The 12,909-nt window shown below is 47.6% G+C and carries 14 protein-coding genes; all 14 read left to right on the top strand.

Annotation, left to right across the window (positions count from 1 at the left end):
- Nucleotides 1-1,290: a hypothetical protein gene (locus FR7_RS20625; RefSeq protein ID WP_007932661.1), complete on the top strand. Its 1,290-nt coding sequence runs from the start codon at nucleotides 1-3 to the stop codon at nucleotides 1,288-1,290.
- A 12-nt stretch (nucleotides 1,291-1,302) separates the two neighbouring features.
- Nucleotides 1,303-2,013, top strand: a complete 711-nt coding sequence (locus FR7_RS20620; protein WP_007932659.1) for a hypothetical protein — start codon at nucleotides 1,303-1,305, stop codon at nucleotides 2,011-2,013.
- Between the two features lie 31 nt (nucleotides 2,014-2,044).
- Entirely contained in the window at nucleotides 2,045-2,821 is a 777-nt protein-coding gene (locus tag FR7_RS20615; protein WP_007932657.1) for a hypothetical protein, read from the top strand.
- Between the two features lie 19 nt (nucleotides 2,822-2,840).
- Nucleotides 2,841-3,458, top strand: coding sequence for a hypothetical protein (locus tag FR7_RS20610; RefSeq protein WP_007932655.1), 618 nt, complete (start codon nucleotides 2,841-2,843; stop codon nucleotides 3,456-3,458).
- Nucleotides 3,459-3,465: 7 nt separating this feature from the next.
- Nucleotides 3,466-4,863, top strand: a complete 1,398-nt coding sequence (locus FR7_RS20605) for a hypothetical protein (RefSeq protein WP_007932653.1) — start codon at nucleotides 3,466-3,468, stop codon at nucleotides 4,861-4,863.
- 18 nt (nucleotides 4,864-4,881) lie between these two features.
- Nucleotides 4,882-5,949: a pentapeptide repeat-containing protein gene (locus tag FR7_RS20600; protein ID WP_007932651.1), complete on the top strand. Its 1,068-nt coding sequence runs from the start codon at nucleotides 4,882-4,884 to the stop codon at nucleotides 5,947-5,949.
- A gap of 1 nt (nucleotide 5,950) precedes the next feature.
- Nucleotides 5,951-6,502 (top strand): hypothetical protein, encoded by a 552-nt coding sequence (locus FR7_RS20595; protein WP_007932650.1) that lies wholly within the window; start codon nucleotides 5,951-5,953, stop codon nucleotides 6,500-6,502.
- Nucleotide 6,503: 1 nt separating this feature from the next.
- The gene (locus tag FR7_RS20590; protein WP_007932648.1) at nucleotides 6,504-7,613 is read left to right on the top strand and encodes a DUF4280 domain-containing protein; all 1,110 of its coding nucleotides are present in this window, start codon (nucleotides 6,504-6,506) and stop codon (nucleotides 7,611-7,613) included.
- 3 nt (nucleotides 7,614-7,616) lie between these two features.
- Nucleotides 7,617-8,561, top strand: a complete 945-nt coding sequence (locus FR7_RS20585) for an ankyrin repeat domain-containing protein (RefSeq protein ID WP_007932632.1) — start codon at nucleotides 7,617-7,619, stop codon at nucleotides 8,559-8,561.
- A 153-nt stretch (nucleotides 8,562-8,714) separates the two neighbouring features.
- The gene (locus FR7_RS20580; RefSeq protein WP_007932630.1) at nucleotides 8,715-9,659 is read left to right on the top strand and encodes an ankyrin repeat domain-containing protein; all 945 of its coding nucleotides are present in this window, start codon (nucleotides 8,715-8,717) and stop codon (nucleotides 9,657-9,659) included.
- Between the two features lie 271 nt (nucleotides 9,660-9,930).
- Complete coding sequence (locus FR7_RS20575) at nucleotides 9,931-10,443, top strand: hypothetical protein (RefSeq protein ID WP_007932628.1); 513 nt, start codon at nucleotides 9,931-9,933, stop codon at nucleotides 10,441-10,443.
- Between the two features lie 63 nt (nucleotides 10,444-10,506).
- Entirely contained in the window at nucleotides 10,507-11,094 is a 588-nt protein-coding gene (locus FR7_RS20570) for a hypothetical protein (RefSeq protein ID WP_007932627.1), read from the top strand.
- A 147-nt stretch (nucleotides 11,095-11,241) separates the two neighbouring features.
- Nucleotides 11,242-12,195 (top strand): hypothetical protein, encoded by a 954-nt coding sequence (locus FR7_RS20565; protein WP_007932626.1) that lies wholly within the window; start codon nucleotides 11,242-11,244, stop codon nucleotides 12,193-12,195.
- 47 nt (nucleotides 12,196-12,242) lie between these two features.
- A complete protein-coding gene (locus FR7_RS20560; protein ID WP_237714825.1) occupies nucleotides 12,243-12,875 on the top strand; it encodes a DUF4105 domain-containing protein in 633 nt (210 codons plus the stop codon).
- Nucleotides 12,876-12,909 lie beyond the last annotated feature (34 nt).

Genomic DNA, 12,909 nt, shown 5'->3' with positions numbered 1-12,909 from the left:
ATGCGCATATTTGACGAAGAATTTGACATGCGAAGTTATATAAAAAAACGGCTGCTTGAAATTGATAATCTGGAAAGCCGCCGTGTCTTCACATCCGTTGTCGAAGGAATGTTTCTCGAACTGCATGGCGAAATCGAAGCAGAGTACAAGGGACTGGAGCAGCGTGTGTTTGAAGAAGTGCCGATGCCGGTGGAAGGTCCGGCGATTATAACGAATATTATTGATCGCAGGCTCTATGACGTAACAGATGACTTTTTACTGCCCATGCGGCCGGAAGACATGCGGCCTCATCAGGTGGACGCCGAAGCGCTCCTTACAAGCCTCAATGAAAAGTCGCCGTTTTTTCTCTATACGGTTTTTCTGCAGGCAGACCATCTGGAAGCCTGCCAATTCGACCGGCCCGAACGAAATTTCCGCGGTGTCATCAAGACACGGCACAGCGAATACACCGCGCAGTTTCATGTCCGCCGCAACCTGGCGTACAGGCGGCAGATTGAAGATTTGTACCGGATTTTTCACTTGAACTATCTGCCCTGGCGCAGCGTCTGTGCGCCGTATTTATACAAATTGTTCGACGTCTATATCGACGGGATCGAAAACTGGAACGCACAGGAAATGATTGAAGAAGCCGTAATTGACTTCGAAGAATACGCCCCGGCGATCCGTTACCATCAGGTGCCGCTGTGGAATCTGGAGACGGTTGCCATCCGTACGAGTACCTATCCGGAGCCGTGTGTGGACAAGATTAATTACGAACACCGGATTTTTCGGCATAAATTCCAGGAAGATGCGCGGTATCTTGTGACCAATTCCGATGTGAGCGTTGCTAACATCCGCTGGACCAAAGGCGATCTTCTGATCACCTGCCCGCTGGAAGATCCTGTGACCTGGGAAATGTACCAGTGCAATCCCCAGGCCAAGCGTGAGTATCCCAACCGGCTAATGGGCAACGCCAAACAGGTGTCTTTCGCCGATACGCTCATGGGCGTATTCCGGCAGCCGATCAAAACCAAGCTGGAACTGAGCCGGTTGATTCAGGCCTGCGGCTACGAACGGGACCTGACCTTTGCTGGCGTGGAGCTGGTAGCCAATTTTCCTGACAAAGAAACCTATATCGTGGACGACTTCATCCGGGACGAACTCAGGACAGGTACCTGGAAAACGGCAATGCGCCTTGATTTTCAGCCTGCCGACTACGATTTTTACCTCAACCGGGATATTATGAGTTTTTTGGTGGGCGTGGTGCAGCGTCACTTTCCGGAATACGAATGCTGCGGCCGGCTGGTATAAGGAGGTGGAGCCGTGAATTTTATTTGGGACATCGTTTTACAGGCCGAAGCGCAAGGCATGGACAAAGCCGAGCTCTTGTTTCAGCAGGCGAAAGAATACAGTCCGTATTGCGAGCAGGCCTTCCCCTGCATCAATCAGGACAGGCTCGAAAGCACGGTTGTCGAGATCAACGCGCTCTATCGTTTCAGCCACATTTTTCAGGAACTTTTGCATCCCGAGCTGCTGGCCCGGCCGGAAAACCGGGATCTTGCCCAATGCGTCGCCTGCTTTTTCGATGTAGTCGTGCATCTCTTGAGTGAAATCGATTTAAAGCACGGCCTTACCAAACGGGAATACTTCGTCCGCCAACTGCGGGCTGAGCTTTTGGACGGCGTTTACGGCCGGGAAGCGGCCGCGGCGGTAGCGGTCATGGACCGGAAGCTGCAATTTAGTCTGGCCAACGAACTCCTAACCCAGCTTCAGACCGGAACCAGCCTGCGGGTTTTCCGCCGGGCGGTCCGGACGGCCTTTACCGGCAGCCTGCTGTACCAAAGCAATTATAACAACAAAGAACTGCTCTTGTATCTCGGTGAGAAAGAAACAAAAGAGAAGGCGCAAATTCTCAAGTTCCTGCTCGAACTGTTTCTGCCCTTTGGCTTTTCGGCGCGGCTGTTCTGGGAATACCATTTCGGTATCATCGGCGTAGATGCTGCCATGCAGCCCGACACCATCGCGCTGTTTTAGGACTGCTTTTGAAAAAGGAGGCAAATGATTTATGAATGGACAGGTTTTTCCCCTCTTTGAACACGCACATGTACTGCGAACGACCATGCTGACAGAACTGCGCGACTACGCGTACGAATACGGGCGGCTTATCCACGAAGACTATAGCGACGGTATTGTCAGCGGCTGCCGCATTACGACAACGGTGGATACCATTACCTTACACCGGGGCGTCATCCGCTATAAGGACAATGTGTACCTGATTACCGAACCGCTTTCCCTTGCTTACTATCCCACCGACAATTGGGCGGTCTTCAAGCTGGAGTTCAAGGACGAAGTCCGAAAAGACGGCTATATCTACCGCGAAGTGGAAACTGCGCTTGTGAACAATCTCAGGCTGGGCAAAGAAGAAATGGAACTATGCCGTTTTAAACTGCAGGCCGGTGCCAGACTCCGGATGAATTATGTGGATTTTGCCGACCGTAATACCGAATTCGATACCGTCAACACCATCCACGCACCCTTTGCCGCCGTCGGGGCCAACTCGCTTTCGCCGGACATTACCCGGGCCTTTGCACGGGAAGCGGCCGCGTACGCCATGGACCCTGTCGATACGGCATTTTGTCTGCAGGCTCTGAACGCTAAGGAGGCACTAAACCGGGAGGTCATACTCCTCTATACAGCCACCAAGCTGAAAAAAGCGGTTGCCGACTGCGACAACCTGGTGATTTTTGAAGCGCTGCTTACCATATTAAGCCGGATCAAAGACAACGGCGAGCGCGAACTTTCCCGCACGGAGCGCCAAAGGCGTCAGGTTATTGTGGATTGACAAAGGAGGCAATGCTGGAATGGAAATGGACGAAAGAATCCTGGAACTAAAAAATAGCGTGAAAGCAGCAGAAAAAGACGCTCATGCCGACGAGGCTGTGGAGCGTGAACTTACGCAGGGCATTTACGACGAAACGGTCGATATTTTCGGTTATCCGACTGTATTTGCCGACCGGGAACTACTGGACGGACAAATCTCCATCCGGCTTCCCATAGACTTTATTCCCCTGGAAGCAGATGTCGTACAGGCGCTGTTTCCCCTGGGAAATCGCCCGCAGCTTGTAATGGGAAACGAGCCGCTATATTTTATGGTGGGCTTTAACCATACACGGCATGTAGTACCCGAAGAACAGATCAAGGAATTTCCCAAACTGGCCCGCGGTCTGCTGGAAAAAGGCGGCCCCCAGGTAAAAGTGGTCAAGACGGAAACCATCCACTGCGGTGGCCGGCAGGTGGCGAAAATGTATTTTATCAGCCAGACGCTGGAAGGCGCACTCTATAACATGATGTTCTACGCTAACGTTGACGCCCGGCTGCTTATTGGCTTCGTCAATTTCCGTTATCAGGACCGCAAGCGGCTGGAGCCGCTTGCCGAAGAAATCATTGCATCCTACCGGATTTTGGTAAATAGGGAGTGAGAACGGCATGAGTATCATTCACAACATGATTCAAGTGGAAGGCTTCCCCTTTACGCGCATTAAGGAACTGTATATTTCCCACCGGCCCAACGAACACGGCCAGATTACCATTGTCGGTGAAATCGCGCCGGAAGATGCCAAAGACTGCCAGCAGCGGGCCGACGAAACTACGTCGATTACCGTGACCAGTTCGGCCGGTGAAGAGACAGTCACCCTGTTTACAGGCGGCGTCAAAAACCTGTCGGTGGCGAATGAAGCCGGCTACAGCGTGCTGACCGTTCGGGGCATTACCACCAGTTTCTTGCAGGACATCAAAAAAATATCGCGCACCTATCAAAACGGCGGTAAAACCTACGAACAGATCCTCAACGAAGCCTACGACGGCAACGGCAGCGTGGAACTGACCGTAACCGACCAGGTCATCGGCGCGCTCGTCATGCAGATGGACGAGACCAACTGGGAATTTACCAAACGCATGGCCTCACGCTTCAACGTACCGGTCTTCACCAGCATCACTGCGCCTAAACCGCTGGTGTTCGTCGGCTTGCCGCCGGTTGCCAACACCAAGGAAATTACGACAACCTCCTTTCTGCATGGCAAGCAGGACGACGAATACAACCAGGTTACTGAGAACTACATGGCAGATGGCGGCGAGGCGCTGCGACAGGATTTTTCCGCCTTGATCGCCCGGTCCTACGACTATGTCTACCTCGGTGACATAATCTCCATCAACGGCAGCGAGTGCCGCGTCAAGGGAGTGGAAGCCCGGCTTGTAGACGGTATTTTGGAAATGGAATACCTCCTGGCCGGAAAAACCGGCTTTGTCGCGCCCCAGGTGTCCAACACCGCCTGCGCCGGCCGGGTGCTGATCGGCCAAGTTAAAGACGTGCAGCGCGATACCGTCAAAGTGCATCTTATCGAGATTGACAAAGAGTACGACGGCAGCGGTGACTGGTGGTTTCCCTATTCGACCGCCTACTCCAGCAGCGACGGCAGCGGCTGGTACTGCATGCCGGAAATCGGTGATTACGTCCGCATCATGTTTCCTTCCAAAAATGAAGCGGATGGTTTTGCCGCCAGCTCGATTAATACGGCTCCGCTGGCCAACCCGCGCCATAAAAGCCTCAAAGCTCCCAGCGGCAAAGAACTCCTGATGACGGACGGAGGGCTGTATATCATCTGCCAGCATCAGAAAATATTCATTGACCTGACGCAGGACGACGGTATCAAGATCGTCTCCGCCCAGAATATCACCGTCGAATCGGAAGCCAACGTCACCGTACAAGCCAAAAAAGACATCCAGGTGCTGGCCAAAGAACAGATCCTGCTTAAATCGGGCGAATCGTTCATCAACATGCTGCCAGACCAGATTACCCTGGCGGCCAAGGACGTCGTCATCACCTAATGAAAGGAGACGGAACCCATGAAAGATGTTGTCGCCGCATTCCAGGCGGAGCACTATGTCCCACTGGCAGGTAAGCTGCTGGCCGACACCCTGCGGGATCTTGCCAAAGAGGCCGCCGCCGCAACCTGCGTGGCGGCCGTGGAAAGCGCGATGGAAAACGCGGCGCGGCGCCAGCTAGAAGGCTTGCCGCCGGCTGCCTATCTGTCTATATCGGTGCTGTACACCGCCGTCCACTTTGGCGAAACCAAACTGCGCCTTGACTTTTACAGCAGCGAGTGGCCGGTAGCCGACCCTTTTTACAGCGAATACATTGACGCTGCCTGGCTGTTTGCCCATTGGCGTTTCCACGAAGAAGCCCTGACGGAAGCGGCAAAAAACCAGCGGACCTGGGTACGGAGCGCCCATCTTGAAAGCTTGGGCTGGCAATCTGTCCGGCTGCTTGCCTACGGCCTGTACACGAAGCTCAAATACTGGCTGCAGGACCTCGCCGCATCCCCGGCGCTCGGCGCACTTAGGCGCGAGGACGAATTCTACATCCTGTTTGGCGAGTACCAGGACTGGCAGGGCGCGGTGTTTGCCCTTCTGCCGCCCATTGACATTTTTAATTGCAGTACCGACGATTCCCTGCGGTTTCGCACCTACGAAAAATGTCGCTACCACAAAAAAACATTTACCAGGCTGGATCTGAGCCTCAGTCGGTTCCAGGATTGCGCCTTCGAAGACTGCACCTTTGATGACGTTGATCTCAGCGATGTCACCTTTGCCAACTGCCGCTTTGCGCGCACCTTGTTTACACAGGTCCAGTTGTCCGGCGCGCTGTTTCTGGATACGCGGCTTAGTGAAGTTGAGTTCCGGGACGTGCTGGCCGAACCGCTGCGCCGTGACAATGAAAGAAACGATGTCTACCGCAGCCTGGAATTCGCCAGTTGTACGCTGGAAGATGTGCAGCTTATAAACTGCCGCTTTCCGGGCGCTCTGCTGACAGACTCGTTGCTGACGGAAATGGAAATCGAGGGCGGCGACTATACGGATTCCGATTTTCAGGAACTGGCCGCAGTCCAAACGACGGAAAGCGGGGAGAAATAACATGACAGACGAATATTTTCGGCTTTCCCAAAGCCATATCGTATCCAATCCCATTGTCATCGAGAATCTCGATCGGGAATACTATCCCTACAAAATGGATCGGGCCGTCTTTACCAGAATGGAGGACTTGGTCGTCTCCTACTATCAACCCGATATAGGGCTTGAAATTTGCGATATGCTCCAATCGCCCTGCTTTATGATCGCCGACCGGTTCCGGGATCTGTTCTCGCTTCTCGAACCCCAGCTACAGTTTAAGGGCGTCCAGCTCTACCCCCTCGATTTTGACGCGGATCAAGGCGTAAAGTCGCCGGTGCCGCTCTACTGGATTCCCTATATCGAACCGACTGAGTGCCTGCACGATACGGCCAAAATTTACGATACCGGTATCGTGGAGGAACTCGTGGTGAAAGAAGACGCCGTCCGGGGTAAACACATTCTCAAAGTGGCCGGACTCGTCGAAGAAATCTGGCTCGTATCCCTCGCCGCCGCCGAAAGCATCTTAAGAAGAAGACCGCTGGCAGCCGGCCTGGAACGGGTGAAAGTGAGGGAATAACATGTCAACCACCGCATCAGGACCCGCGTATATTCCTCGGGGAACCAAATCCAAATGCAGCAAGGGCAGTTCGGAAAATCTGCTGAACCTGCCTGTCGATCACGGCGTCGCCTATACGCCGGGCCTAGAGCCACTGTTAAACGCCAACGATCACAAACCGGGTCAGCATATTCTGAAATACGGCTTCTGCGCCGCAACAAAATTGCCCTGCTCGCCCGTAACGCCGCTGGCCTGGATCAACGTCAACAAGAAACATATCCTGGAGGGCGCACCGGCCCTAATTGAACAGAGCAAACTAACCTGCGTCAAAGGTGGCGTCATCTCTATCGTCATTAACGCGGGCAGCGCTGAGCTGGGTGACCGCAACGAAGCCGCCGGCGATGAAGTGGAGGCAATCGCCGCTGCCGCAGCGGCGGTGAATCCGTCAGGTACAGCAGGCGGACCCACTGTAATGGAAGCCGCAGAAATGGCAGATCACGTGTATTTTACCAAATCCCTTGAGGAGGCAAAACAAGATACCTTACCCGGAGGTTGGCAGTTGGATGATGCTGAGGAAAAAGAAAGTATGAGAATCGGCGTATATGCGAGGACGGTAGGAGAGGGAGAGGAAAAGAAAATGGAATATACGCTGGTGAACAGAGGAACACGAGATTGGTCTTGGAGTGAAGATGGAGATGATAATATTAAACAGCCTTTTGGCGCGTCAGACGATGTGCGGAATTCATTAGCCTATTCAAAGAACTTTGTTAAAGATCATTCTGACGCCAATATAACCTTTGTCGGTCATTCCAAGGGTGGTGCGGAAGCGGCAGCTAACGCAGTGGAAACTAACAAAAATGCGATACTATTTAATCCTGCAGCTGTTAATGTAGATGCTTATACCCCAAATGGTTCAAACTATTCTGCTTCAATGACTGCACATATTGTCGATGGTGAAATTTTACACTCTGCTGAAGGCTGGTTTTCAAAACCAATTGGAAGCGTGGAGTATTTACCTGCACAATACCCTACTAACACGTGGAATCCAGTGACAAATGGTGAAAATGCAGTTAAAAATCATTCCATGGATGCAGTAATAGATGGGATTAAAGAAAAAGGGGGAGAAAACTAGACAATGAATAAAAAGTTATTATTGATAACCCCCATGTTGCTGATCCTTTTTTCTGTTCTATTATCCGGATGTCATAGCCAAGAGAGTGAAGGCGCGAAGGGAGACTATAAAATGACGAATATTAATATCTTCAAGGATACGCCCGTGTGGGAATTGGCAGTCGCGGTAAAGGAACAAAACACGGCAGCCATAGAAAAACTAACAAAAGATAAACCGGAGCTACTCAATTACCAGGATCCCAAGTACAAACTGACGTTACTGCTATGGGCGGTCGGAATGGAGAAATACAATTCGGCAGAAGCATTATTACAATGTGGCGCCGACCCGAATATCGCATCTGTAAGGTATGAGACCTATTCCGAACAAACTCCCCTTTCATTAGCAACACGTTTTTCCTGGGTGGATAACGATGCCAAAAAGGATCCGAAATATGTCAAGCTGCTGCTACAATATGGCGCTGACCCGAATTGGATTTATATTGGTCATGAACATGGTATGGAACCGGGCACCAGTATATTAATGGAATCTATTGGATGCGGTATTGAGAAAACAAAAGCGTTAGTAGAAGCCGGGGCGGATATTAACCATAAAACGAAAAGAGGGAACACAGCTGCAGTACAAGCATTATTAGCAGGGGGACCGGCAGTAGAAAGAAATGCATATGCCCATTATTTGATTGTTGAAAAAAAAGCAAATGTGTCGGAACCCTATTACAGACGTAAAAATTATGGCAACGAAGACCCGAATAAAAAGTTTTTTCCGGTAGATATATTAAGGGATTGGATCGTTGCTATCGGATCCCAAGAATATAAGATGAAAATGGAGATTGTTGAGGAATTTGCCCGGCAGGGTGTGAATTATTGGGATACTAAGATTCCAAGTGATAGGCTGAAACAGATTAAAAAGATTCACCCGAATACTTGGGAAGAGTATATAAAGCAGTATTGATAGGGTTATACATTGCGTATGCATGATTTGAATGTAAGCTCGGTCGCCATAACAATAAGAAGCTAAAAGACGAATGTTGAAAATGCAGCTAAAAATCATTCGATGGATGCAGTAATAGATGGGATTAAAGAAAAAGGGGGAGAAAACTAGACAATGAATAAAAAGTTATTCTTTATAACCCCCATGTTGCTGATCCTTTTTTCTGTTCTATTATCCGGATGTCATAGCCAAGAGAGTGAAAGCGTGAAGGGAGAATATAAAATGACGAATATCAATATTTTCAAGGATACTCCTGTTTGGGAATTGGCAATCGCGGTAAAGGAACAAAACACGGCAGCCATAGAAAAACTAGCAAAAGATAAACCGGAACTATTGAATTATCAGGATCCTAAGTACAAATTGACTTTGCTGCTATGGGCGGTCGGAATGGAGAAATATAATTCTGCAGAAGCATTATTACAATGTGGCGCCGACCCGAATATCGCATCTGTAAGGTATGAGACCTATTCAGAAGAAACACCACTTTCAGTAGCAGCAGGTTTTTCCTGGGTGGATACCGTTGCCAAAAAGGATCCGAAATATGTCAAGCTGCTGCTGAAATATGGTGCTGACCCTAATTGGATTTATATTGGTCATGAACATGGTATGAAGCCTGGCACCAGTATATTAATGCAATCTATTGGATGTGGTATTGAGAAAACAAAAGCTTTAGTAGAAGCCGGAGCTGATATTAACCATAAAATGAAAAGCGGGAAAACGGCTGCAGTAAAAGCATTATTCGCAGGAGGGCCGGCATTAGAAAGAAATGCATATGCCCATTATTTGATTGCTGAAAAGAAAGCAAAAGTATCGGAACCATATTACAGAAGTGAAACTTATGGCAATGAAGACCCGAATGAAAAGTTCTTTCCGGTGGACATATTAAGGGATTGGATTGTTGCTATCGGATCACAAGAATATAAGATGAAAATGGAGATTGTTGAGGAATTTGCCTGGCAGGGTGTAAATTATTGGGATACTAAGATTCCAAGTGATAGGCTGAAAGAGATTAAAAAGATTCACCCGAATACTTGGGAAGAGTATATAAAGCAGTATTGATAGGGTTATAAATTTCGTATTAATTTTTTGAATATAAGCTCGGTCACCATAACAATAAGAAGCTGAAGACGGAGTGATCTCCATCGTACCCATTAACGCGGGCAGCGCTGAGACTGGTATTTATTGGGATAGGTTTTTTTATTGTTCTAGGTTCATTAATAATTCTGTTGCTTTACCGAGTTGTTAACCCCTCAGATATAGAAAGAAGAATCATCTGACTGCAAAACTCCACCCAAACTGGTACGAGACAACGGGAGGGAAGTAAAGTCGTATGATGAAAATGAGAGAAATAATAAAAATCGTACTGTTTGCTATAATTGCTTTCTTCCTCATCATTCTGGATAGAGTAGATGCTTGGAATGATGTGATTGTATTTTCTGATCCGTCAAAACAAAGTAGATTCCAATTTTTTATGTTTGCAATATCCATCTGGGGGGCGATGGTAACTGTAAGCTTTCCCTTAAAAAAACGTTTATTATTGTTTTTTTGCGCAAGCTGTCTTTTCCATATTGTTCATGGGATTTGGTTCTCAATAGGGGCAGTTGTGGATTACAAAGAAGATATTCCAATCAGTTATGGAATGGCTGCATATCGTGTAGGAGAAGCCATGAAAAGTTTTGCTATGGTACCATCTTTTTGGAATGTGATTATGACAGGGATTATGTACCTGGCAACATTTGCATTCTTTGGTGTTGCGATGGTAGGGACACTGGCGATTAAAAAAATATATGAACAAATTAAGAATGCAGTCAAAAATAAAGGTGGAAATTACAAAATTCAATAGAATTTTGATTAAATAAGATAAAAAAATGTCTATAACGTTATATAAAAAAGTGGAGGGGATACTATGGGATTTAACCTAAAGATCGAAGGTCAGGAGACATTGACCTATGACAAGAACATTATTGGTAATATACAGGCAGCATTATCGTCGCCAGGTGATTCACGGGCAAAATCCACCAACAACTATATGACACTGGTTATATCGGGAAAACTTCACGCTGACCAAGGTGGTGCGAACAGTGAGACAGTCCAGTTATTCAAATGGGCGCAGGTTCCAGCCGAGAAAGAAGAAGCGTATCGCAAAGTAACAGTACAGGTTGAGGTTACGCCGAAACGCACTATAACATTAGATAAAGCATTTGTCGTAGACTATAAAGAAGCATACAGCAGTCAATCGGGTATAGGAAACTTTACTATTGTAATCCGTCAAAAAGCAGATACGATTGACGATGTGAAAGTAGAAAGCGATCCAATGTCTGCCGCAGTTCCCAGTGCGGCCGCGGCTGGAGTATCAGGCGACTTTGTAAGTACAGGGTCGCAGGCGGGAGTCATGAACAATATTGGACGGGCCGCCGTCACAGCGGCGCTGAACAAAGTTGACCCGTCCGGTACAGCTGCTGCTGTAGTGCAGAACAGCTTAGATAAAAAATAATAGCAGAAATAGAGAAATTATTGACCCAATACTTGAACATTATAAAATCAAGCCGATATTTGATAACCAAAGAATAAAAGATTACAAGATTATAAGAATATAGGTTCTTATAATCTTGTAAACGTATTTAAGGTGGAGAAGGTGAATATGAAATCGAAAAAATTATCTTTGTTCGTACTTTTTATTATAGTGATAGGATCAACTTCATTGTGGCTATATTGGCGCTTTGGGGGATTTATCAAATTGGAAGGCACCTTAATAGGAAGCATTTCCTATAACCACGACTGGGAGAACGAAGCTGGAAGTATCTATTCACTTTCCCTCGGAAAGCCTCTCAAACTTGAGAAGTTTCTTGATTGTGAGCAAACGGAATATGAAGAATTGAGTTTCCCAACCATACGGGAGCAAGATTTTATCTGCGCAGCCAAACGACGCAATGCAGAGAAGTATGCGGTACTCAAAGTCAGTGATGGCAAAATGACAGAAATCATGACCGCCGATAAAAAAATATCATTTCCGGTATTACGAAATCAGGATACCGAGCTTATCTACATTGAAGGGGAAAAAAATCAGGCATATTTATATAAATATGATGTAGGCACTAAAACTTCGCAAAAAATTGTCGATGAACCTGTGGATGAGAACAGCAGGGTACAAACGTTACCGGACGGCTCGCTGGTATTTGTCGTTATAGAGAAACCTTGGATTTACAAATCGCTCTTTTTCGTAGATCGTGGCTCGATTGAGATGATAGATGCCGCCGGCAATCGCAGAAAACTGGCGGAAGGCAGGTTTCCTGTTTGGTATGCCGCCGGAAAAAGCATGTTCTATTATGATAATCAAACCAAGAGATTGATCTTCTATGATATTGAATCCGGAGCAAGAAAAAACATTAAGGATATTCGCATAGAGAGTCAGCTCGTAGTAAGCCCGGATAAAAAATATATTGCGTTTGATGAAGGGGTAGATGTGGATGGAACAATAGCAAGACAGTTGATTGTTGTGCCGGTAGACGGTCGGAATGAATTAAGCCTATTATATCAGGATCGCTGGATGTTTGGGGGTCTGGACGGTCTCAATTGGCTCGCGCCGGGCAATTAATCAGCGTTTAATCAATCATTTAAGAAATGGAGGGATATGGCTTGTCAGTGCAAGTTGCTGTTTCGAATGCAATTACTCGTGGCATTGATCATGGGCATGTAGCATTGCTTGTGAATGGGAGAGCATACAGTTATGGTCGGTATGGAGAAGAAAGAACTTCTATTAGCGGCGATGGTGTATTAAGAATATATTATGATGCGGACGAATATTTGAATTTGACTCGTAAAGATGGGGAGGATATATCCGTTTATACTTTGAGTTTGACTGCTTCCGAAGCAGAAAAAATAATTGAGTACTATGAGGGCAATCAAATGCCTTATTATCATGATAGTAATAAGAGGCCGAATCACCAGTCGTTTACCTATTCCGATCCGAAAGGTTCCTATGAAATCCTGTTTGGGGATAATTGCGCTACTGTTGTGATTGAGGCAATCCATGCAGGCAGGCCTGGGAGTATGAATCTTTTAACAGGCGATCCTAACATCCCTGTCAGCCCTTGGGGATTAAACCATGCGTTAATGTTTGACTTGCATACAAACCATACGCTGGTTATCGACTATTACTATATGGGGAGGCTCCCGAATGAGAGCAGGGTAAGTAATCGTAGTGGTGGTGCGGAGCAAGGCAATTGGGACCCTATGAACCGTGTTGCTTTTTCGGACACGAGAAATGGCTGGTGAAAAAATCCAAGCGATGTTCGCAATAAAAGGTAAA

Source organism: Pelosinus fermentans DSM 17108 (assembly GCF_000271485.2).
Classification (GTDB): domain Bacteria; phylum Bacillota; class Negativicutes; order DSM-13327; family DSM-13327; genus Pelosinus; species Pelosinus fermentans.
The sequence above is the reverse complement of the archived record's forward strand: the minus strand, read 5'-3'. Positions and strand labels throughout refer to the sequence as shown.